The organism is Cupriavidus oxalaticus, assembly GCF_016894385.1.
In the GTDB taxonomy this organism is placed as follows: domain Bacteria; phylum Pseudomonadota; class Gammaproteobacteria; order Burkholderiales; family Burkholderiaceae; genus Cupriavidus; species Cupriavidus oxalaticus.
In genome coordinates this window covers 2,210,610-2,233,258 of sequence record NZ_CP069812.1, presented here as the reverse complement: position 1 = coordinate 2,233,258, position 22,649 = coordinate 2,210,610, and the positions used below count along the sequence as shown (strand labels likewise).

Sequence of the window (22,649 nt, the reverse complement as noted above, 5' to 3'; positions counted from 1 at the left end):
CGCATTGCCAGTCAGGCGCGCGCCACGTCTTCCGCAGTGCAACAGATATTGCGCGCGGCTGCCCGTTGGGCAAGGAAAGAGGGGCAAGGGAGAGAGACGATCATGCGTGACGAATCGCTGCTGCGCTGGCAGTGGCGCGGCTATGGCCGCAACCATCAGCATCCCCGCAACCTGCTGCTGCATATCGTGGCCGTGCCGATGTTCATGGCGGGCACGGTGCTGTGCGCCTATGGCATCTTGCGGCTGAGGCTGCCTGCGGTGGCGCTGGGGCTGGTGTGCATGGGCATGTCGCTGGCGCTGCAGGGGCGCGGGCACCGGCTGGAGGCCAACGCGCCGGAGCCGTTTGCCGGCCCGGCGGACATCGCCGGCCGTATCTTCGCCGAGCAATGGGTCACCTTCCCGCGCTATGTGCTGTCAGGCCAATGGTGGCGTGCGCTGACCGGCGAGTGCGGCACGCGCGTCACGTCAGGGGATTGCGCCGAAACCAGCCAGCGCTAACATACCGCCATGAACCGCTGCTTCTCCACCGTTGCCACCGCGCCCCCATCGCGGCTCACCATCCTCGGCCGCGACCTGCTGTTCGTGCTGTGCATGAACACGGTGATTGCCGTCAGCCTGAACTATGGCTTCCAGACCGGCGGCACGCTCTGGCACAACTTTGTCTACAGCCAGCTGATCGGCCTGTCGATCTGGCTGCTGATCGATATCCCCCGCGTCGGCATCTGGTGGAACGACCGGCCGCGCCGCTGGCCCTTCCTGCTGCTGGCCGCCGCCGCGGTGCCGACCGGCGTGGTGATCGGTGGCTGGGCCACGCGCGTGGCGCTGGACCTGCCGCCCAAGTCGGTGGCCGAAACCGGCGACATGCTGCGCATGTGCCTGGTGGTGGGCATGCTGGCATCGGCGTCGATGATCTACTTCTACTGGTCGCGCGAGAAGCTCGCCTACCTGGAGCGCCAGGCCGCGCTGGATGCACTGCAGCGCGAGGAGGCCGAAAAGCAACTGGTGCGCGCGCAGCTGATGGCGCTGCAGGCGCAGATCGAGCCGCACTTCCTGTTCAACTCGCTGGCCAACCTCGACGGCCTGATCGCCACCGACCCGCCCGCCGCGCGCCAGCTGCTGCAGCGCCTGATCGGCTTCCTGCGCATGTCGCTGGCACACACCCGCGCCGAGCAATGCACGCTGCGGCAGGAGTTCGAGCTGCTGCGCAGCTATCTCGATATCCAGGGCATGCGCTTCGGCCAGCGGCTGTCGTATGACGTCGACCTGCCGCGCGAGCTGGCCAAGGTCGAAATTCCCCCGATGCTGATCCAGCCGCTGGTGGAAAACGCGGTGACGCACGGTATCGAGCCTTGCATGATCGGCGGCCATATCCAGCTGTCGGCGCGTGCCGCCGGCGACGATGCGGTGCAGGTGATCATTGCCGATACCGGCGTGGGCTTCGGCCATGGGTCTGGCAAGGGCTCGGGGCTGGGCATCACCCATGTGCGCGAGCGGCTGGCGCGGATTTTCGGGGCCGCCGCCAGCATGCAGATGGAAGAAAACACGCCGCGCGGGGTGGTGGTGCGTCTGACATTGCCGCTGGTGCGCCCGGTCGAGGCGCCGACGCTGACGCAGACCGTCACTGTGCCGGAGAGCATTTCCGTGCCGTCGCCGGCCATCCAGCGGACCTGACGCGCTGCTGGTGATCGCCTGCACGAAGACAACCCGAGGCGCTGCGTAGGACGGCGTCATCAGCATCGCCCCAGATTTCTTCACTGCCCCCAACATCGCCCCCATGACCCCGACCCTTCTGATCGCCGACGACGAAGCGCTGCTCGCGCGCGTGCTGGAATCCGAACTGAAGTCGCTGTGGCCCGAGGCCCGCATCGTCTCGGTCGTGCACGACGGCATGGCCGCACTGGCCGCCGCGCGCGAGCACCAGCCGCGCGTGGCCTTCCTGGATATCCGCATGCCGGGCATGAGCGGCATGGACGTGGCGCGCGAGCTGATCGAGTTTGATATCCCGCCGCTGGTGGTCTTTGTTACCGCCTATGACCAGTTTGCGCTGGAGGCCTTCGAGCGCGCGGCGGTCGACTATGTGCTCAAGCCCGTACAGCGCGAGCGGCTGGAGGCGACCGTGTGCCGCCTGAAGGAGCGGCTGCAGGCGATGGCCGACGACGATGCCGACGAGGGCGCCGATGACAGCGCCGAGGCCGAGGCCGCCGTGCTCGACACCGACCGCCTGGGGCAACTGCTGGCGCGGCTCGAATCGCTCGAGCACGCCACGCCCGGCGGCGCGGCGCAGCGCCAGTATCTGCGCTTTATCAAGGCGCTGGTCGGGCAGGAGGTCCGCATCATCCCGGTCGACGAGGTGATCTACCTGGAAGCCACCGACAAGTACGTCAACGTGGTCTCCAGCGCCGGCGAGGCGCTGATCCGCACCAGCCTGCGCGAGCTGACCCAGCAACTGGATCCGGAGCGTTTCTGGCAGGTCCACCGCGGCACGGTGGTCAACATCGACTGCGTGGCCAGCGCGGTCAACCAGTCGCTGGGGCGGCTGTCGCTGCGGCTGCGCGACCGGCCCGAGCTGCTGCCGGTGGCGCGCCAGTACGCGCACCTGTTCAAGCAGATGTAGGGATTGCGCCACCCGGCTGCAGCGGGGCGCGGTTTTCCTCTATGATGCGGGCTGGACGCTGATTTTATTCAGCAGCCGTTTAAACGCCGGTTAGTTCTACCGCAGCCCGCTACCGCACCTTCCGCCCGCGCCATGTCCACCGCCGCCATCGATCCCGCCCGCAATCCGCTTCGCCATGACGCCCAGGTGATCGGGCTGGTCGGACTGGCGCACGGGGTCTCGCATTTCTATCACTTGCTGCTGGCGCCCCTGTTCCCGTGGATCAAGGCCGAGTTCGGGCTGAGTTATGCGGAGCTGGGGCTGCTGATGACGGTATTCTTCGCCGTGTCGGCGGTGGTGCAGACCGCCTCGGGCTTCGTGGTGGACCGCTTCGGCGCGCGGCCGGTGCTGTTTGCCGGACTGGCCTTCCTCGGCAGCGCGGCGCTGCTGCTGTCGGCCAGCAACGGCTATGCCGCGCTGCTGGCCGGCGCGGCGGTGGCGGGGCTGGGCAACGGCGTGTTCCACCCGGCCGACTTCACGCTGCTGAACAAGCACGTGTCGCAGCCGCGGCTGGGCCATGCCTTCTCGGTGCACGGCATTTCCGGCAACCTCGGCTGGGCGGCGGCGCCGCTGTTCCTGGTCACCATCGCCAACCTGGCCAGCTGGCGCGCGGCGCTGGCGGCGGCCTCGGTGGTGGCCTTCGTGGTGCTGGCCGTGCTGGTGGTGCTGCGCCATGTGCTGGACCCGCGCGCGGTGAGCGGCGCCGTGGGCCGGCCCGCCGCCAGGGCCGCCGGCGGCAGCCTGCTGGGCTTCCTGCGGCTGCCGCAGGTGTGGGTGTGCTGGGCGTTTTTCCTGCTGACCACGTTCTCCGCCGCCGGCATCCAGAGCTTTGCGCCGACCGCGCTGACCTACCTGTACGGCATGCCGTTCACGCTGGCCACGGCTTCGTACACCATCTACATGCTGTGCAGCGCCGGCGGCATGGTCGTCGGCGGCTTTGCCGCCAGCCGCACCAGCAACCATGACCGGCTCATCGCCATCAGCTTTACCGTCTCCGGCCTGATCGCCATCCTGGTCGGTTTGAACCTGTTCCCCGCATTGCTGGTGCCGGTGCTGATGGGCCTGATCGGGTTTGGCGCCGGCGTCGCCGGTCCGTCGCGCGACCTGCTGGTGCGTGCCGCCGCCCCCGCCGGCGCCACCGGCCGTGTCTATGGCGTGGTCTATTCCGGCCTCGACATCGGGCTGGCCTGCGGGCCGCTGTTTTTCGGCGCGCTGATGGACGCGCGGCTGCCGGCCTGGGTGTTCTTCATGATCGGCGGCTTCCAGCTGATCTCGATCTTTACCGCGGTGACGGTCGGCAACGGCAACCGTTCGCGCAGCGGTGCCGCCGCGCCGGCAGCCTGAGCCCGGCCGGCGCCGCCGGCCACCATCGCCTGCCTTCTGCGCGTCCTGCCTTGTTCCAGCCTGCCTCGAGGATGTTTCCATGACTGCCACGCCGGGCCATTCGAACCCTGACACTCCCGCTTCGCACGAAGCTGGCGGCACGCCACTATTGGGCGGCCATATCCTCGTTGATGCGCTGCTGGCGCATGGCGCCGAGCTGGCCTTCGGCGTGCCGGGCGAAAGCTACCTGGCGGTGCTCGACGGTTTCCATCGCCGCCGCGACCAGCTGCGCTTTATCGTCTGCCGGCAAGAGGGCGGCGCGGCGGTCATGGCCGAGGCCTACGGCAAGCTGACCGGCCGTCCCGGGCTGGCTTTCTGCACGCGCGGCCCTGGCGCCACCAATGCCAGCATCGGCGTGCATACCGCGTTCCAGGACTCGACGCCGATGATCCTGTTCATCGGCCAGGTCGGCACCGATTTCATCGACCGCGAAGCCTTCCAGGAAATCGACTACCGCCGCATGTTCGGCCAGATGGCCAAGTGGGTGGCGCAGATCGACCGGGTCGAGCGCATCCCCGAATACATCGCGCGCGCCTACCAGACCGCCACCTCGGGCCGGCCCGGCCCGGTGGTGCTGGCGCTGCCGGAGGACATGCTGGCGCAGACGGCCGTGGTGCCGCAGCTGCGCGGCTACGAGCGCGTGCTGAGCTGGCCGGGCGATCCCGGGATGGCGCGCCTTCGGCAATTGCTGGAAGCCGCCGGGCGGCCCTTCGTGCTGGCCGGCGGCAGCGGCTGGACGCCGCAGGCCTGCGCCGACCTGCAGGCCTTTGCCGAACGCTTCGCGCTGCCGGTCGGCTGCGCCTTCCGCGGGCAGGACCTGTTCGACAACCGCCATCCCAACTATGCCGGCGATGTCGGCATCGGCATCAACCCGGCGCTGGCCGAGCGTATCCGGCAATCCGACCTGGTGCTGGCCATCGGCCCGCGCCTGGGCGAGATGACCACCGGCGGCTACGCGCTGATCGCCGCGCCGCGGCCCGCGCAGACGCTGGTGCACGTGCACGCCGGTGCCGAGGAACTGGGCAGCGTCTACCAGGCCGACCTGATGATCCATGCCTCGATGCCGGCCATCGCCGCGCGCCTGGCCGCGCTGGAGCCCGCCGCCGCGCCGCGCTGGCAGGCCTGGACCGAGGCGGCCCATGCCGATTACGAGCGCTACCTGCAGCCGCCGGCCTATGCAGGGCAGGGCGTCGACATGGCCGAGGTCATCCGCACGCTCGACCAGATGCTGCCGGACGATGCGGTGGTCACCAACGGTGCCGGCAACTACGCCGGCTGGCTGCACCGCTATTTCCGCTATCGCCCCTTCCGCAACGGCGGCCGCGGCCAGCTGGCGCCGACCAGCGGCGCGATGGGCTACGGCGTGCCGGCCGCGGTCGGCGCCAAGATTGCCTTCCCGCAGCGCACCGTGGTGGCGCTGGCCGGCGACGGCTGCTTCCTGATGAATGGCCAGGAACTTGCTACCGCGATGCAGTACCAGGCGCCGGTGGTGTTCATCGTCGTCAATAACGGCATGTACGGCACCATCCGGATGCACCAGGAACGCGAATACCCGAACCATGTATCGGGCACCGCGCTGCACAACCCGGACTTTGCCGCGCTGGCGCGCGCCTATGGTGCACGCGGCGAGACCGTGACCACGACCGAGGCCTTCGCCCCGGCGCTGCGCGCCGCGCTGGACGCGCCGGTGTCGACGCTGATCGAGATCCGCGTCGATCCGGACGTGATCACGCCGCGCACCACGCTCAGCGCGATCCGCGCGCAGGCGCTGGCCGGCGGGCAGCATTGAACGCGGCGCGGCCGCAAGGGATTCTTACCATCCATCAGGAGACCATTGATGAAGCCTGTCACCACCGACCTGTGCGACGCCCATGAAGACCGCCTCGCCGCCGGTACCCTGCGCGTGATGGCGCCGGTGTTCCGCGCCTGGGGCAAGCAGGGCGCCTTTGCCGGCCCGGCCGCGACGTTGAAAGTGTTTGAAGACAACTCGCTGGTGCGCACCGTGCTGGAAGCGCCGGGCCAGGGCCGGGTATTGGTGATCGACGGCGGCGGCTCGCTGCGCTGCGCGCTGGTGGGCGGCAACCTTGGCCTGCTGGCCGAGAAGAACGGCTGGGCCGGCATCGTCGTCAACGGCTGCGTGCGCGACAGCGCCGAACTGGACGTGTGCGACATCGGTATCCGCGCACTGGCCGCGCACCCGCGGAAAAGCCAGAAGCGCAACGCCGGCGAAAGCGAAGTCGCGGTGCAGATGCCCGGCGCGGTCGTGCGTCCGGGCAACTGGATCTATGTCGACGCCGACGGCGTGCTGGTCTCGGACGACAGGCTGGAGGGCTGAGCATGCCGCGCGTCTTCGTCTACGGCACGCTGCGCGCCGGCGAGGTCAACGACCTGAATGCGGCCGCGCAGCGGCACGGCATCGCCGCGCCCACGCTGCTGGGCACGGCCACCGTGGCGGGCCGGCTCTATGACTTCGGGACCTATCCCGGGCTGGTGCTGGATGCGGCGGCCGGACCGGTGGTCGGCGATATCTATGACATCCCCGATGCGCTGCTGCCGGTGCTGGACGAGATTGAAGAGGTCTATCCGGGGCAGGCCACGCTGTTCGTGCGCGAGGAATGCGCCGTGCAGCAGGCAGGCAAGCCCATCGCCTGCCTGCTATATCCGGTGGCGGAAGCCGCCGTGGCCACGTTGCCGCACATTGGCAGCGGTGACTGGGTGGCCTACCGGCGGGCGCGAGATCCTGCCAGGGCCTGAACGCGGTCCCGGCGAAGACAGCCGCGCAGCGGCGCCCTTGCGGCGCCGTTTCTTTTGCTTGCGCGGTAACCAATCACGCGCATGCATGCCAACCCTGCAATTTTTCACGATGTGGAAAGGCGTTGCGAGCCGCAAAAATACATGGTTTGCAGAGCACAACCCTATTTCTCATGATGAAAGATTATGTCCCGTATCGTGAAATAAATTTTGTAAAGCGCTGAATTCATTGAATAAAAAAACTAAGCAATAGCTTCAGTTCAGGGTTGTTGCGATGCGGGAGCATTCCCTACACTCTTATATAAGACACAGGACTTGAGCCGCAAAAACGCCCCACAGGCGGCGGCCCAAGGCAGGTGATCAAAAGATTCTCAGCCATCCCCAAGCGTCTTCAGGAGAGTGACCATGAACCGCCAAGAACAGATCCAGGCCCTGCAAAAAGACTGGGATAGCAACCCCCGCTGGAAGGGTATCAAGCGCCACTTCACCGCCGAAGACGTGGTGCGCCTGCGTGGTTCGGTCCAGGTCGAGCACACCCTGGCCCGCCGCGGGTCCGAGAAGCTGTGGAACCTGCTGCACACCGAGCCGTTCGTCAACTCGCTGGGCGCGCTGACCGGCAACCAGGCCATGCAGCAAGTGAAGGCCGGCCTGAAGGCCATCTACCTGTCGGGCTGGCAAGTCGCCGGCGACGCCAATCTGGCCGGCGAAATGTACCCCGACCAGTCGCTGTACCCGGCCAACTCGGTGCCGCAGGTCGTCAAGCGCATCAACAACACCTTCCAGCGCGCCGACCAGATCCAGTGGAGCGAAGGCAAGGGCGACACCGACTTCTTCGCCCCGATCGTGGCTGACGCGGAAGCCGGCTTCGGCGGCGTGCTGAATGCGTTCGAACTGATGAAGTCCATGATCGAAGCGGGCGCCGCGGGCGTTCACTTCGAAGACCAGCTGGCTTCGGTGAAGAAGTGCGGCCACATGGGCGGCAAGGTGCTGGTGCCGACCCGCGAAGCCGTCGCCAAGCTGACCGCTGCCCGCCTGGCCGCCGACGTCTCGGGCGTGCCGACCCTGGTGATCGCCCGTACCGACGCCGAGGCCGCCGACCTGCTGACCTCCGACATCGATGACAACGACAAGCCGTTCTGCACCGGGGAGCGCACCGTGGAGGGCTTCTACCGCGTCCGCAACGGCCTGGAGCAGTCGATCTCGCGCGCCCTGGCCTACGCGGAAGTGGCTGACCTGGTGTGGTGCGAAACCGGCAAGCCGGACCTCGAGTTCGCCAAGAAGTTTGCCGAAGCCGTGCACGCCAGGTTCCCGGGCAAGATGCTGGCCTACAACTGCTCGCCGTCGTTCAACTGGAAGAAGAACCTGGACGACGCCACCATCGCCAAGTTCCAGAGGGAACTGGGCGCAATGGGCTACAAGTTCCAGTTCATCACGCTGGCCGGCTTCCACTCGCTGAACTACTCGATGTTCAACCTGGCCTACGGCTACGCCCGCAACCAGATGAGCGCATTCGTGGAACTGCAGGAAGCCGAGTTCAAGGCAGCCGAAAAGGGCTTCACCGCCGTCAAGCACCAGCGCGAAGTCGGCACCGGCTACTTCGACGCCGTGACCCAGACCATCGAAGGCGGCCAGTCGTCGACGACCGCGCTGAAGGGTTCGACCGAAGACGAGCAGTTCTTCGAACACAAGAAAGTGGCCTGACTCTCCTGGTCACCCCCGCCGGCTAGTGGGTCCGGCGGATCGGGGGGCGCGCGACCATCGCGCCCTCCTGTTTAGGCGACGCGCCGTTCTCTCTCAGGGACGGCGCGCTTTTTTTTTTTGGTTCATCGCTTCTTGCCTCCGACAATTGAAAGCGCGTTTCACATTGCGGAATTTGCTCGGCATATTCCGCGGCGGTGTTTTTCGTTTTTTGAAAACGTGTTCCACATCGCAAAATTTGATGCGTATGTCATTGAAAAATAAGGAAAAATCAACTCTTATGTCTTATATAAGACATTGCCGCAACGCATCAAAAGCTCCCTACAATAAGGTCACGCTGCTTGCTTCGACATCCGTAGCGGCACACGCAGATTTTTAAAACGCGCCTTATCCTTAGGAAATTCACATGGCCCAGTATCAAGACGACATCAAGGCAGTTGCTGCTTTGAAAGAGAACCACGGCAGCGCGTGGAACGCCATCAATCCCGAGTATGCCGCCCGCATGCGTGCCCAGAACAAGTTCAAGACGGGCCTGGACATCGCCAAGTACACCGCCAGGATCATGCGCGCCGACATGGCCGCCTACGATGCCGACTCGTCCAAGTACACCCAGTCGCTCGGCTGCTGGCACGGTTTCATCGGCCAGCAGAAGATGATCTCCATCAAGAAGCACTTCAACAGCACCGAACGCCGCTACCTGTACCTGTCCGGCTGGATGGTGGCCGCGCTGCGCTCGGAGTTCGGCCCGCTGCCGGACCAGTCGATGCACGAGAAGACCTCCGTCAGCGCGCTGATCCGCGAGCTGTACACCTTCCTGCGCCAGGCCGACGCCCGTGAACTTGGCGGCCTGTTCCGCGAGCTGGACGCTGCCCAGGGCGCTGCCAAGGCCGCCATCCAGGCAAAGATCGACAATCACGTCACCCACGTGGTGCCCATCATCGCCGACATCGACGCGGGTTTTGGCAATGCCGAAGCCACGTACCTGCTGGCCAAGCAGTTCATCGAAGCGGGCGCATGCTGCATCCAGATCGAAAACCAGGTGTCCGACGAGAAGCAGTGCGGCCACCAGGATGGCAAGGTCACCGTGCCGCACGAGGACTTCCTGGCCAAGATCCGCGCCATCCGCTACGCCTTCCTGGAGCTGGGCGTGGACGACGGCATCATCGTCGCCCGTACCGACTCGCTGGGCGCCGGCCTGACCAAGCAGATCGCCGTGACCCACACGCCGGGCGACCTGGGCGACCAGTACAACTCGTTCCTCGATTGCGACGAACTGTCGGCCGACCAGCTGGGCAATGGCGACGTCATCATCAAGCGCGACGGCAAGCTGCTGCGTCCCAAGCGCCTGCCCAGCAACCTGTTCCAGTTCCGCGCCGGCACGGGCGAAGCGCGCTGCGTGCTGGATTGCGTCACCGCACTGCAAAACGGTGCCGACCTGCTGTGGATCGAAACCGAAAAGCCGCATATCGCCCAGATCGGCGGCATGGTCAGCGAGATCCGCAAGGTCATCCCGAACGCCAAGCTGGTGTACAACAACAGCCCGTCGTTCAACTGGACCCTGAATTTCCGCCAGCAGGCGTATGACGCGATGAAGGCCGCGGGCAAGGATGTGTCGGCCTACGACCGCGCCCAGCTGATGAGCGTGGAATACGATCAGACCGAACTGGCGCAGCTGGCCGACGAAAAGATCCGGACCTTCCAGGCCGACGCGTCGCGCGAAGCCGGCATCTTCCACCACCTGATCACGCTGCCGACCTACCACACCGCGGCACTGTCGACCGACAACCTGGCCAAGGAATACTTCGGCGACCAGGGCATGCTGGGTTATGTGGCTGGCGTGCAGCGCAAGGAAATCCGTCAGGGCATCGCCTGCGTCAAGCACCAGAACATGTCGGGCTCGGACATCGGCGACGACCACAAGGAGTACTTCAGCGGCGAAGCGGCCCTGAAGGCGGCGGGTAAGGACAACACCATGAACCAGTTCTGATACCGGTAATACCCCCCAGGCAAAACGCCAACCCATAATGAGGGTTGGCGTTTTTTTTTATCCGGCGAGATAGCTCGCGGGGTTCTCATCGAACGTTTTCCTGTGCGCCTGGTGGACGCGGTTCAGCGCCCCATGCGGCGGTTGTAGCTGCTCGATATGCGCGCCATCAATGCCGGGTCGTTCGCACCCGTGCTGTCGAATGTCACCCGCACGTGGCCGTCTGCCAGCTGATCCACATCGGCCATCACGGCGCTGCTTTCCAGGCTGCCGACCACTATGCCATTGACGGGGTCCTCGAGGCTGAGCGCGAGGCCCTGGTCCTGCATTGCCCCTGCTGCTGCGGTGAAGGTGCGATCGAAGCTGGCCGGCGCCATGACCGTAAAGGCGCCGGTTCCGGCCGGAGTCAACGCGCATGCCGAAAGCGCCAGGATGCCGCTGCTTGCCATGAGTGAAAGTCGCATGATGATGACACCTGCTGTCAGCCCCGACCGAAAATGCAAGCCTGCGATTTTTTGCGAGTTTTCCACTCGCTGATCGCCCTGCAACAAGATTAGGCGACATCGGCGAAGATGCCATGCGAGTCAGTGGATGCGCCGCGCAGTGTCCGCGCAGTGTCCAGGCAGCAGAAAGGATGGCGGCAGGTCGGGCATGTTCTCGTCGCACCCGGGTTCGGACGACCGCGCCAGGCATATCGAGGAGCGCGAGGAGCGGATACGCAAGGCTTCGTGAGCCATCGGACGCATCAACGGCAACGCCCGCACCGGAGAGCCCGGTGCGGGCGTTGTGCGTTCTGCCAGGGCAGGCCGGGGTCAGCGATACACGATCACCGGGATATCGGTATGCGTCAGCACCTTCTGCGTTTCGCTGCCGAGCAGCAGGCCGGACAGCCCGCGCCGGCCGTGCGACGCCATGAAGATCACGTCGCAGCCATGGCGCTCGGCCGCGTCGATGATGCCGAGGTAGGGCACGGCGAAGGTCGACATGTCGGCGTCAAAGGTGACGCCGGCCGCCGTTGCCAGGTTTTCGACTTCCTTCAGGTAGAGCTTGGCCTGGTTCTCGATGCGGTCCTTGAAGGCCTGCGGCGCCTCGACCACGATTTCGCTGAACGGGGTGTAGGGATACTCTTCCAGGCAGACATAGGCCGTGACGCGCGCGCCGATGGCCTTGGCGAGTTCCAGCCCGCCGTTGATGGCTTTCTTGGAGAGTTCCGAGCCGTCGGTGGGTAGCAGGATGTGTTGGAACATGCGGGGCTCCTTTTCTGACCAGGGAAGGGGCAGGGCGGCCGCCCGGCGCCGGTGGGGCGATGCCGGGGCGGTGGAAAGCGCCTGTCTGAATCCATTGTAGTCAGTGGGTGCCGAGTACGGCATTGTGCAAGATCAATTGCAACAAAAGCGTCCCAGCCGGAGCCCTTGCGCTGGCCGTCAGCCTGCCAGCGCCGTTGCCGCCGGCACGGATGCCGCCTGCTCCGCCCGCCGCCAGTAGGCCGGGTTGCCGTAGGTGTTCTTCAGGTGGTCGATAAACAGCCGCACCCGCAGCGGCAGGTGCTTGCGCTGCGGGAACACCGCATGGATGCCGATCGGCGGCGCCTGGAAGCCGTCCAGCACCGTGACCAGCCGGCCGCTGGCGATTTCGTTGCCGACTTCCCACCACGAGCGCCACGCCAGGCCGTTGCCCTGCAGGCACCACTCGTGCAGCACCGCGCCGTCGCTGCATTCCATGGTGCCGCCGACCTTGACGGTCACCGAGCGGCCGTCTTCCGTGAATACCCAGCCGCGCTGCACGTTGGCGCTGGCGCCAAAGGCCAGGCAGTTGTGCCGCTGCAGTTCGTCCGGCGTGCTGGGGCGGCCGGCGCGGGCCAGGTAGTCGGGCGAGGCCACCACCACGCGCCGGGTCTCGGCCAGCCGGATCGAGACCAGGCTGGAGTCGGGCAGGTCACCCAGCCGGATCGCGCAGTCGAAGCCTTCATTGACCAGGTCGACCACGCGGTCGGACAGGTCCAGCGTGATCGAGACGTCGGGATGGGATTCGATGAACAGCGGCACCAGCGGCGCCACATGCTTGCGCCCGTAGCCGGCCGGCGCGGTCACGCGCAGGTGGCCGCTGGCCTTGACGCCGCCGGCCGAGACGCTGGCCTCGGCGTTGTGCAGGTCGTTCAGGATGCGCTGGCAGTCCTCCAGGAAGGCCGAGCCTTCGAAGGTCAGGCTGATCTTGCGCGTGGTACGTACCAGCAACTTGACGCCCAGGCGCTCTTCCAGCGCATCGATGCGGCGCCCGATGATGGCCGGCGCCACGCCTTCCGCCGCCGCTGCGGCCGACAGGCTGCCGCGCGAGGCGACGGATACAAAAGTCTCCAGCTGTTTGAAATGGTCCACAAATGTTCGCCGAGTAGTGCCCGAGTAATACGCACTCGCGCGATTTGTGCCGGCCCGGTCACGCCTGATGCGTTGCAGCGTGCTGCCAGCGGCCAATGCGCAAGGATTTAGTGCGGAGTATCGTTTAAGTCAGCCAAGATTAGTGGTCAAAAAGTAAAAGATCAAGTGACCCGGGGCACCTTTGCCGCAGTGCAGCGTCTCCCTACAATGCGATGCATTCATCGGTGTACACGGCCACGCAGTTGTGGTCCGGCACCGACACACCTTGCAGACACAGGTTGCCAGCGCCCCCATGAACAAGATCCGCGCAGTCGTCTTCGATGCCTACGGCACGCTGTTCGATGTGTATTCCGTCACCGCGCGCGCGGAACAGCTGTTCCCGGGCCGCGGCGAGGCGCTGGCGCTGCTGTGGCGCGACCGCCAGATCGACTACACGCGCATCCGCACCATGGCCGCGCACGATGGCGCGCACTACAAGCCGTTCTGGGCCATCACCGTGGACGCGCTGCGCTACGCCGCCGAGCGCCTGGGCTTGATGCTGGATGAAGCGACTGAAGCCCAACTGCTCAAGGAATACGCCTGCCTGTCGGCCTTCCCGGAAAACCTGGGCGCGCTCAAGCGGCTGCGCCGCGCGGGGCTGCCGCTGGGCATCCTGTCCAACGGCAATGCCGAGATGCTCGATATCTCGGTCAAGAGCGCCGGCATGCATGGCCTGTTCGACCATGTGCTGTCGGTCGATGCGGTGCGCCAGTACAAGACTGCGCCCGCCGCCTATGCACTGGGGCCGCTGGCTTTCGGGCTGGACGCGCAGGAGATGCTGTTCGTCTCATCCAACGGCTGGGACGCATGCGGCGCCACCTGGTATGGCTACACCACCTTCTGGATCAACCGTGCCGGCCACCCGGCGGAGCGGCTCGACGTAGCCCCCTCCGGCACCGGGCACGACATGAACGACCTGCTCGAATTCGTCCGCGCCCGTGGCGTGGCGGTATAGCAGGGCGCCCTTCAACCAAGTTATCGCTATCGTTTACAGGAGAACACTGATGGCTATCACGCTGCCCGCGGGCATGAAGATTACCGGCGAGATCCTGCCGGCCTACGAAGATATCCTCACGCCGGAAGCCCTGGCCCTGGTAGACAAGCTGCACCGCGCCTTCGAGCCGCGCCGCCAGGAACTGCTGGCCGCGCGCGTCGAGCGCGCCAAGCGCCTGGACGCCGGCGAAGTCCCCGATTTCCTGCCGGAAACCAAGAGCATCCGCGAAGGCGACTGGAAGGTCGCCCCGGTGCCCAAGGCGCTGGAATGCCGCCGCGTGGAAATCACCGGCCCGGTCGAAGCCAAGATGGTGATCAACGCCTTCAACTCGGGCGCTGACAGCTACATGACCGACTTCGAGGATTCCAACACCCCCAACTGGCACAACCAGCTGCAGGGCCAGGTCAACCTGAAGGCCGCCGTGCGCCGCACGCTGACCCTGGAATCGAAGGGCAAGCAATACAAGCTGAACGACAAGATCGCCACGCTGCAGGTGCGTCCGCGCGGCTGGCACCTGGACGAGAAGCACGTCACCATCGACGGCAAGCGCGTTTCGGGCGGCATCTTCGACTTCGCGCTGTTCCTGTTCCATAACGCGAAGGAGCAGATCGCCCGCGGCGCCGGCCCGTTCTTCTACCTGCCCAAGATGGAAAGCCATCTGGAAGCGCGCCTGTGGAATGACATCTTCGTGATGGCGCAGAACGAAATCGGCCTGCCGCAAGGCACCATCAAGGCCACCGTGCTGATCGAGACCATCCTCGCCGCGTTCGAGATGGAAGAGATCCTGTATGAACTGCGCGAGCACAGCGCCGGCCTGAACGCCGGCCGCTGGGACTACATCTTCTCGTGCATCAAGAAGTTCAAGAACGACAAGGACTTCTGCCTGGCCGACCGCGCCAAGGTCACCATGACCGCGCCGTTCATGCGCGCCTACGCGCTGCTGCTGCTGAAGACCTGCCACTCGCGCGGCGCCCCCGCCATCGGCGGCATGAGCGCGCTGATCCCGATCAAGAACGATCCGGAGAAGAACGCCATTGCCATGGAAGGCATCATCAGCGACAAGCGCCGCGATGCCACCGACGGCTACGACGGCGGCTGGGTGGCGCACCCGGGCCTGGTCGAGCCGGCCATGAAGGAATTCGTGGCAGTGCTGGGCGACAAGCCGAACCAGTTCGAGAAGCAGCGTCCGGACGTGCAGGTGAAGGGCGCCGACCTGCTCGACTTCAAGCCGGAAGCGCCGATCACCGAGTACGGCCTGCGCATGAACATCAACGTCGGCATCCACTACCTGGGCGCCTGGCTGGCCGGCAACGGCTGCGTGCCGATCCACAACCTGATGGAAGACGCCGCCACCGCCGAGATCTCGCGCTCGCAGGTGTGGCAGTGGATCCGCTCGCCCAAGGGCAAGCTGGAAGACGGCACCAAGGTCACGGCCGAGCTGGTGCGCAAGCTGATCCCGGAAGAACTGGCCAAGGTGAAGGAACTGGTCGGTGGCGACACCACGACCTATGACCGCGCTGCCGAGATCTTCGAGCAGATGTCGACGTCGGAGGATTTCGCCGAGTTCCTGACGCTGCCGCTGTACGAAGAAGTCTGAGCGGGCCGCATCGCTTCGGCATGACCAAAAACCGCAGCCTGATGGCTGCGGTTTTTGTTTGGGTGCCTCACTTCACAGCGGCCCGGGCAGCGTCTTCAGCCCGACCCAGACCACCATGATGACCACATTGACCGGCACGCTGAGCGCGCCCGGCACGTAGAACAGCGCCGACAGCACCGGCGCGCACAGCACGCCTTCCACCACGCTGCCCACGGCATAGAAGAAGACCCCGCACCACAGCCAGCGCCGCATGTAAGTCGGCAGCCAGTGCGCACGCGCCTTGTTGAAATGCCAGGCGTGGGTCCGTTCGGCCCGGCTTCCCCGGCTGGCGTCGCGGAACAGCCAGTTGAAGAAAAAATAGCGGTACAGCAGGGTGCGGAAGGCCAGCTCTTGCATGATCACTCCTATCGCCGTGCCAGGCCGGTGGTGCGCAATGTTCATACCAGCGCCTGCATGCAGGGACGGCGGCTTATATCAGCAGCGTAGCAAGAAGTCGCGGGGACAGCCCAGCCGGCGAGCGCAATCCGGATCCGCGTCATGCTGGAAAACCCCGCGTGTCCCGTGCCGCAACACTCTCTAATATGAAGTACCCGCCGCCAGCGCGGCGCCACAACATCAAAGCGGAGACTTCAGATATGGACCGTCGACAGTTCCTTGGCACCGCAGTCCTCGCCGCAACCGCCGGCGTGGCGCCGTACGCCATGGCGCAACAGTGGCCGGCGCGGCCCATCCGGCTGGTGGTGGCGTACCCGCCCGGCGGCGGTACGGACGTGGTGGCGCGGCTGTTTGCCGATTATCTTGGCCGTGTGGCGGGCCAGCCGGTGGTGGTGGAGAACAAGCCGGGTGGCGCCACCATTCCCGCCACGCAGGACGTGATCCGCGCCAGGAACGACGGCCAGACGCTGCTGGTGACGCTGGGTTCGTCCGCCACCTCGGGTGCGCATATCAACCGCGTGCCCTATGACCCGCTGACCGACCTCACCGCGCTGGCCGAACTCGGCCGCGCCCCGGTGCTGCTTGCCGCCAACAAGGACGCCCCGTATTCCACGCTGAAGGAACTGATCGCCTATTCCAAAGCCAACCCGGGCAAGCCGATCCATTCCGCCTCGTACGGCCCGGGCACGTCGTCGCACTTTGGCCCGTTGCTGTTCAACCGGCTGGCAGGCACCCACCTGGAGCCGGTGCTGTACAAGGGCTCGGCGCCTGCCACGCAGGACCTGGTGGGCGGCGTGGTGCCGCTGATGATCGACGGCCTGACCACCGGCGTGCCGCTTTACCAGGCCGGCAAGACCAAGGTGCTGGCAACCACCATCCCGGAACGCTCGGATCTGGCGCCCGGCGCACCCACGTTCCGTGAGCTGGGTTTCCAGGAGATGGAGCAACTTAGCGGCTATTTCGCCCTGTTCGGGCCAAAGGGCATGCCCAAGGCTACGGTCGATGCGGTCTCGGAGGCCGTGCGCAAGGTGCTGGCCGATCCGGCTTACCAGAAGCGGCTGGCCGGCATTGGCGTGCTGCCGGCGCAGGCGGTCACGCCGGAGGCGTTTTCTGCGCAGATCCGGACCGATCATGCGCGTTGGGGGCAGTTCATCAAGGATATCGGGTTCAAGATCGAGAATTGAACCCGCCAGGTTCGCCTGAACTCAGCGGCGGCGCCGCCGCGGGGCGATTTATTGTCCATACTGAACCTTGCCGCGGCGTCGTGCCGCGGTATCCAAGAATCAGCAGCCTATGGAGGGAATCGTGTTCAAGCACATCTTGCTGGCCACCGATGGCTCGGAGCTTTCCAAGGTCGCCATGGCAGCGGCGATCAATTTCGTCAAGGCGGGCGGTGCGAAGCTGACGGCGTATACGTGCATGGAGGAGTATCCCTACCTGTCCTCGAGCGATGCCGGCCATCCGCGGCGAAAGGCCTATGAGGAGCATGAGGCCGAGCGGGCCAGCGCGGTGCTGGCCGAGGTTGTCGCGGCGGCCACCGAGGCGGGTGTGACCTGCCAGACCGACATGAGCACGTCGGTGCCGTACAAGGGCATCATCGATGCCGCCGCCAAGCACGACTGCGACGTGATCTTCATGGCGTCGCACGGGCGGCGCGGGCTGGAGGGGCTGCTGGTCGGCAGCGAAACCCAGAAGGTGCTGACCCACTGCAGGATCCCCGTGCTCGTCTACCGCTGAGCTGGCACCGGGCCGTCAGAAGCGGAAGCCCCGGCTCGGATGCACCTTCCAGCCGCCGGCGCCATCGAGCTCCAGCACCTGGTGGTGGTACTTGAGCAGCGTGGGACGGTGGCTGACGCTCACCAGCGTCGCCTCCATGCCGGCCAGCAGCCGGTACATGCCTTCCTCGTTGCCGATATCGAGCGCGCTGGTGGCCTCGTCGAGCATCACGTAGCGGGGCCGCGACAGCAGCACACGCCCCATTGTCAGCCGCTGCTGCTCGCCCAGCGACAGCACCTTGCCCCAGTCCACGTCGGTATCGAGGCCGCCGAAGCGGTCGACGATGCCGCCGAGGTTCACCAGCTCGAGCAGCCGGATCAGCTCCTGGTCGGCGATGTGCTGCCCGATGTGGTTGGGGTAGAGCAACTGGCCGCGCAGGCTGCCGACCACCATGTACGGGTGCTGCGGCAGGAACAGCATGTCCTGCGGCCTGGGGCGCATGATGCAGCCGCTGCCGCTGGTCCACAAGCCGGCAATGGCGCGCATCAGCGAACTCTTGCCGCCGCCGCTGGCGCCGACGATCAGCAGCCCTTCGCCGGGATTGGCCGACACCGTCAGGTCGCGCACCAGCGTGCGTTCCAGGTTGGGCGTGCGCAGCGTCACGTGCAGCAGCGACAGGCGCGAATCCTGCACCGACTCGATCGTCGGTGCCGGCTCGGCGGCCTTGGCCGGCGTGGCCGCCAGCGTGCCGGCGAAGGTGTCGAGCCGGTCCAGCCCGGCCACGAAGCGGGCCAGGTCTTCGAAGTTGTCGACGATCACCGTCAGCGCATTCAGCACCGCGGCAAACGCCCCCGCCGCCTGGATCGCGCGTCCGACTTCCATTTCCCCGGACAGCACATGCGAGGCGACGATGGCGCTTGGCAGCAGGATGGTCAGGAAGCCATAGCCGTACTGGAACGTATTCAGGCTCAGCTGCCACTTGATGAGCTTGTCGAAGTTGCGGAAGGCCTGGTCGAAGCGGCCGCTGACATGCGAGGATTCCAGCGCCTCGCCGCGGTAGAAGGCGATCGATTCGGCGTTCTCGCGCACCCGGATCAGGCTGAAGCGGAAGTCCGCTTCGCGCTTGAGCTGGAAGAAGTTCAACCCGATCAGCACGCGCCCGAAGCAGTATATCGAGACGAAGCTCCCGGCGATGGCGTAGACCACCAGGAAGTAGACCAGCATCTGGGAAATCGACCACAGCACGGCGCTGAAGGCGATCAGCTGCAGCAGCGCGCCGATGCCGATCGAGAGGAAATACAGCGATTGCCTGGTGAAGGTGTTGATGTCTTCGGTGATGCGCTGGTCCGGATTGTCGATCGCCGCGTTGGCGTTGAGCTTGTAATAGGTCCGGTCCTTGAAGTATCCCTCGAGGTAATGGCGGGTGAGCCATCGTCGCCACAGCAGGCCCAGTTTGCTGCGCACGTAATAGTAGGAGGAATAGATGGGAACGACGCCGAGCAGGATGTAGAGGCACGTCCGGATAGAGCCCCAGAAGCGGTCGGCATCCTGCGCCGCCAGGGCCGAAGTGAATTCGCCCGTCTGTTCGTTGATCCAGACTTCGGCCTGCGTCTGGCCAAGCAGCAGCAGGATCAGCAGGAGCAGCAGGCCGGACGCCTTCCATCGTTCACGCGAAAACCAGTAGGGGCGGGCAATGGCCCAGTAACGGGTCCACACGTGGCGCGGGGGGGCGCCCGGACGTTTTCTGCGGGCCGAAGTGGTGCCGGCAACCCTTGGCTCGGGCACGACGCTCATCTGACTCTCCAGCGCTGACGGATTCCCTGCCGTCACGCACACCCGTCGTGCTGCAACGAAGCGGACCAGCAGGAGAATCTGGATGAAATATAGGACAGCAAAATCCACGCCCGTCCAGAATTCATCCGCGTAACGCTCGTTTTTTTCGCGCCGGCGCGCGGTGTGCGGTGTCGGCGGCAATGCCGAACCTTGCTTGCGGCCAGGGGGTGACCAAGGCGCTACAAGCGAATCCTGCAAGCTTTTCCCAACGTACCGGCTAGCGATAGTCACCCAGCACCGTGGCCCGCGTGAATTCCTCGATGTTGTCCAGCAGCGCATCGAGCGCATTGCCGGCACCGTCGACGTCGCCGCGCGCGATCGCCGAGGCCACGGCGGCGTGCAGCTTCGACATCGTGGGCAGGTCCGCGGCTTCCTTGTAGTGCAGGTACCAGAACCGGCGCGACAGGCCGTGCATCAGCCGCATGGCGCCGTCGGCGAATTCATTGCGCGCCGCCACCAGGCAAAGCTCGTTGAAGTCCCGGTCGGCGCGTACGAACGCGACGTCGTCGCCGTTGCGTGACGACTGTTCGAACTCCTTGGCCAGCCGCTTGAAATGATCGCGCTGCTCGGGCGTGGCGCGCCGGGCGGCGCTGCGGCAGATCAGGCGCTCCACCTCGCGGCGTGTCTCGAGCAGGCGCAGCTGCTTGCCGACATCGATCGGCGCGATCAGCAGGCCGCGCTGCGGCAGCACCATGATCAGGTGCTCCCGCGCCAGCCGCTGGATCGCTTCGCGAATGGGGGTGCGCCCGATGCCGGTCATTTCGCTCAGTTGCAGTTCCGATACCGAACTGCCAGGCGGCAGCTGCAGTGTCACGATCGCTTCCTCGATCTGCCCGTAGGCCAGGTCGGTCAGCTTGCCGCGCTGGCTGGCGGCCTCTTCAGGCTCTGGTACAGCCGCGGCACGTGGGCGGGTGGCAGTTTTTGCGTTCATGGCCAAGTGTCGAAGAACACGGAAAGCTACACGGAAAGCCCATTGTATATGAGCCGTACGCATCTTTTGTACACATCGGATCTGGCGCTTGCGCACACGCTGTTTTCTGCTACTATCCGTCTAATATATTAGATGTGTGCGGAGATGGCATGGCGGACGATGACGTCTTGGTCGTGGGACAAGGCCCGGTGACGGTGGTCGCCGTGCATGGCATCCAGGGCACGCGCGGCGCGTGGATGCCGTTGGCGGAGCAACTGGCCGACCGGTGCACTTTTGTCCTGCCAAACCTGCCGGGGCGCGGGAAGGCGAGGCCGCCGGCCGGCGCGCAGGCGTGCTCGCTCGATGCCTGGGCGCAAGTGCTGCGCCGCACGCTTGACACCCATGTTCGCGGATCGTTCATGCTGGCCGGGTGGAGCATGGGCGTATCGGTCGCGCTGGCCTACCTTGCCGGCGCACGCCAGATGCCTGGCCTGCCGCTGCCGGCGGAGTTGCTGCTGGTTTCCGGAACGCCGCAGCTGAACGCGGTGCAATGGTTCCAGCCTTCCACACCGAAGGCGTTGCTGGAAGCCATTGCCATGCGCGAACGGCGGCTGGGGCTGCGCGAGGCAGCGGACCATCGCACGGTGGCGTGGACCTGGGAATCGATCCGCCACACAGACCAGCGCGGCGAGCTTGGCCGGGTGCGTTGCCCGACGCTCGTCATCCACGGCAGCGAAGACGACGATTGCCCGCTTGCCCACGGCGAGATGCTGGCCAACGGCATCCCCGATGCCGAGCTGGTCGTGCTCCACGGCGCCGGCCATGGCGTGCTGACGCAACGCACGCCGGAGATCGCCCGCCACCTGCGTGCGCGCTGGCCGGCGCAGTTGGCATAGCCGCGCCATCCCCGCCATCTCCCATCTTCGACAAGCCGAAATCACCCCACAGGAGACAGCATGAGAGTGGAAGACCTCGTATATTTCTGCGCGCCGGCGCGACTGGTCATGGGCGCCGGATGCCGTGACCAGCTGCCCGCGCTGCTGCGCCGGCTCGGCTATCGTCGCGGCCTGCTGGTGACGGACACGTTCTTCACCGGTGCCACGCCGTGGGTAGAGGCACTCGTCGCGGGCGCCCGCGCGCATGACGTGGAGCTGCTGGTCTATGACGGCGGCATGCCCGATCCCACCACCACGCTGTGCGACGCGGCCACGGCGGCAGTCCGCGAACGGCTCGGCGGCCTGCCGGTCGACCACGTCATCGCGCTGGGCGGCGGCAGCAACATCGACCTGGCCAAGGCGCTCTGCCTGACCCTGCCCGGCGGCCGGCCCGTGCGCGCGTTCCTGGGCAGCATCGATGCCGGCACGCCCATGCTGCCACTGGTCGCCATGCCGACCACGGCCGGCACGGGCTCGGAGGCGACGCCGGGGGCGATCCTGGTCGATCCGGACAACGCGACCAAGGTGGCGGTCATGGACAACCGGCTGCGCCCCGCCGTGGCGCTGGTCGATCCCGAATTCACCTACACCTGTCCGCCGCGGGTCACCGCGGACGCCGGCATCGATGCGCTGACCCATGCGATCGAGTCCTACCTGACGCTCGATTCCGCCCGCTTTGACCGCGGCGGCGAACCGGACCCGGGCTACAGCGGCCGCAACGCGCTGACGATGTTGTTCGCGCACGAATCGATCCGCCTGTGCGGACAGTACCTGTTGCGCAGCTACCAGCACGGGGGCGACAGCGAAGCGCGCATCGGCATGAGCTATGCCAGCGTCTATGCGGCGCTGTCCTACGGCAGCGCGGGACTCAACGCCGTGCATGGCATTGCCTACGCGGTCGCGGGCCTCTCGCACCTGTCGCATGGCACCACCAACGCCGTGATGCTGCCGTATGTGCTCGACGCGTTGGGCGACGTGCGCCGCGAGGAGCTGCTGGCCATTGCCCGCCTGCTGGGCATCGCCGAAGGCGATCCCGATATGGCGGTGGCACGCGTGCCTGGCGTGGTGCGCGAGCTGGTGGGAGCGGTCGGCCTCCCGACCACGCTGCAGGCCTGCGGCATCGGGCAGGGCGACGTCGACCGGCTGGTGCGCGATGCACTGGATGTCACGCGGTTGGCCAAGGCCTTCCCCGGGCCGGACGTTTCCGCGCGATACACCGCCATTGTCCGCAATGCCTGGGCGGGCACGCTGTCCGCGGAAGCGGACGCCCTGGCGCAGCAGCGCCGGGTGGCCTAGCGCGCTTACGGGGCGCTTTCCCGACGATTTCCCGAGCTTTCCCGGTGCAT

At 66.1% G+C, this 22,649-nt stretch carries 21 protein-coding genes; 15 read left to right on the top strand and 6 right to left on the bottom strand.

The genetic code is table 11. From position 1 onward, the window contains the following. Positions 1-102 precede the first annotated feature (102 nt). The 9 genes from JTE92_RS22705 to JTE92_RS22665 all read left to right on the top strand — a co-directional run bounded on the left by JTE92_RS22705 (position 103) and on the right by JTE92_RS22665 (position 10,472). A complete protein-coding gene (locus JTE92_RS22705; RefSeq protein ID WP_063237997.1) occupies positions 103-498 on the top strand; it encodes a DUF962 domain-containing protein in 396 nt (131 codons plus the stop codon). Between the two features lie 9 nt (positions 499-507). Further along, positions 508-1,671, top strand: coding sequence for a sensor histidine kinase (locus tag JTE92_RS22700; RefSeq protein ID WP_063237996.1), 1,164 nt, complete (start codon positions 508-510; stop codon positions 1,669-1,671). 103 nt (positions 1,672-1,774) lie between these two features. Next, positions 1,775-2,614: a LytR/AlgR family response regulator transcription factor gene (locus JTE92_RS22695; protein ID WP_063237995.1), complete on the top strand. Its 840-nt coding sequence runs from the start codon at positions 1,775-1,777 to the stop codon at positions 2,612-2,614. Positions 2,615-2,746: 132 nt separating this feature from the next. Beyond that, positions 2,747-3,997 carry an MFS transporter gene (locus JTE92_RS22690; RefSeq protein WP_063237994.1) on the top strand — a complete coding sequence of 417 codons (1,251 nt, stop codon included), beginning with the start codon at positions 2,747-2,749 and terminating at the stop codon, positions 3,995-3,997. Between the two features lie 79 nt (positions 3,998-4,076). Next, positions 4,077-5,825 carry a thiamine pyrophosphate-binding protein gene (locus tag JTE92_RS22685; RefSeq protein ID WP_063237993.1) on the top strand — a complete coding sequence of 583 codons (1,749 nt, stop codon included), beginning with the start codon at positions 4,077-4,079 and terminating at the stop codon, positions 5,823-5,825. A 48-nt stretch (positions 5,826-5,873) separates the two neighbouring features. Continuing rightward, the gene (gene rraA, locus JTE92_RS22680; RefSeq protein ID WP_063237992.1) at positions 5,874-6,371 is read left to right on the top strand and encodes a ribonuclease E activity regulator RraA; all 498 of its coding nucleotides are present in this window, start codon (positions 5,874-5,876) and stop codon (positions 6,369-6,371) included. Positions 6,372-6,373: 2 nt separating this feature from the next. Then, a complete protein-coding gene (locus JTE92_RS22675; RefSeq protein ID WP_063237991.1) occupies positions 6,374-6,790 on the top strand; it encodes a gamma-glutamylcyclotransferase family protein in 417 nt (138 codons plus the stop codon). A 402-nt stretch (positions 6,791-7,192) separates the two neighbouring features. After that, entirely contained in the window at positions 7,193-8,488 is a 1,296-nt protein-coding gene (gene aceA, locus JTE92_RS22670) for an isocitrate lyase (RefSeq protein WP_063237990.1), read from the top strand. A 403-nt stretch (positions 8,489-8,891) separates the two neighbouring features. Next, positions 8,892-10,472: an isocitrate lyase gene (locus JTE92_RS22665; protein WP_063237989.1), complete on the top strand. Its 1,581-nt coding sequence runs from the start codon at positions 8,892-8,894 to the stop codon at positions 10,470-10,472. A 122-nt stretch (positions 10,473-10,594) separates the two neighbouring features. On the opposite strand, the gene JTE92_RS22660 is transcribed toward JTE92_RS22665, so the two are convergent. From JTE92_RS22660 to JTE92_RS22650, 3 genes are all read right to left on the bottom strand, one after another. Beyond that, complete coding sequence (locus JTE92_RS22660; protein WP_232353302.1) at positions 10,595-10,999, bottom strand: penicillin-binding protein; 405 nt, start codon at positions 10,997-10,999, stop codon at positions 10,595-10,597. Positions 11,000-11,281: 282 nt separating this feature from the next. Continuing rightward, on the bottom strand, positions 11,282-11,716 hold the full coding sequence (locus tag JTE92_RS22655) for a universal stress protein (RefSeq protein WP_012353026.1): 435 nt from the start codon (positions 11,714-11,716) through the stop codon (positions 11,282-11,284). Between the two features lie 177 nt (positions 11,717-11,893). Further along, positions 11,894-12,844 (bottom strand): LysR family transcriptional regulator, encoded by a 951-nt coding sequence (locus tag JTE92_RS22650; protein ID WP_063237988.1) that lies wholly within the window; start codon positions 12,842-12,844, stop codon positions 11,894-11,896. Positions 12,845-13,136: 292 nt separating this feature from the next. On the opposite strand from JTE92_RS22650, the gene JTE92_RS22645 reads away from it, so the two are divergent. After that, positions 13,137-13,838 carry a haloacid dehalogenase type II gene (locus JTE92_RS22645; RefSeq protein ID WP_063237987.1) on the top strand — a complete coding sequence of 234 codons (702 nt, stop codon included), beginning with the start codon at positions 13,137-13,139 and terminating at the stop codon, positions 13,836-13,838. Positions 13,839-13,887: 49 nt separating this feature from the next. After that, positions 13,888-15,474 (top strand): malate synthase A, encoded by a 1,587-nt coding sequence (gene aceB, locus JTE92_RS22640; protein WP_063237986.1) that lies wholly within the window; start codon positions 13,888-13,890, stop codon positions 15,472-15,474. 72 nt (positions 15,475-15,546) lie between these two features. On the opposite strand, the gene JTE92_RS22635 is transcribed toward aceB, so the two are convergent. Further along, positions 15,547-15,870 carry a hypothetical protein gene (locus JTE92_RS22635; protein WP_063237985.1) on the bottom strand — a complete coding sequence of 108 codons (324 nt, stop codon included), beginning with the start codon at positions 15,868-15,870 and terminating at the stop codon, positions 15,547-15,549. Positions 15,871-16,109: 239 nt separating this feature from the next. Here JTE92_RS22635 and JTE92_RS22630 point away from each other — a divergent pair, with 239 nt between their 5' ends. Continuing rightward, positions 16,110-17,093: a Bug family tripartite tricarboxylate transporter substrate binding protein gene (locus JTE92_RS22630; RefSeq protein WP_063237984.1), complete on the top strand. Its 984-nt coding sequence runs from the start codon at positions 16,110-16,112 to the stop codon at positions 17,091-17,093. 121 nt (positions 17,094-17,214) lie between these two features. Further along, positions 17,215-17,646 carry a universal stress protein gene (locus tag JTE92_RS22625; protein ID WP_063238088.1) on the top strand — a complete coding sequence of 144 codons (432 nt, stop codon included), beginning with the start codon at positions 17,215-17,217 and terminating at the stop codon, positions 17,644-17,646. Between the two features lie 15 nt (positions 17,647-17,661). On the opposite strand, the gene JTE92_RS22620 is transcribed toward JTE92_RS22625, so the two are convergent. Together JTE92_RS22620 and JTE92_RS22615 are read right to left on the bottom strand one after the other, a co-directional pair. Next, positions 17,662-19,419, bottom strand: coding sequence for an ABC transporter ATP-binding protein/permease (locus JTE92_RS22620; RefSeq protein ID WP_063237983.1), 1,758 nt, complete (start codon positions 19,417-19,419; stop codon positions 17,662-17,664). Positions 19,420-19,675: 256 nt separating this feature from the next. After that, complete coding sequence (locus JTE92_RS22615) at positions 19,676-20,389, bottom strand: GntR family transcriptional regulator (RefSeq protein ID WP_063237982.1); 714 nt, start codon at positions 20,387-20,389, stop codon at positions 19,676-19,678. A gap of 149 nt (positions 20,390-20,538) precedes the next feature. On the opposite strand from JTE92_RS22615, the gene JTE92_RS22610 reads away from it, so the two are divergent. Then, positions 20,539-21,264, top strand: coding sequence for an alpha/beta fold hydrolase (locus JTE92_RS22610; protein WP_063237981.1), 726 nt, complete (start codon positions 20,539-20,541; stop codon positions 21,262-21,264). Positions 21,265-21,324: 60 nt separating this feature from the next. After that, positions 21,325-22,599, top strand: a complete 1,275-nt coding sequence (locus tag JTE92_RS22605) for an iron-containing alcohol dehydrogenase (RefSeq protein WP_063237980.1) — start codon at positions 21,325-21,327, stop codon at positions 22,597-22,599. Positions 22,600-22,649 lie beyond the last annotated feature (50 nt).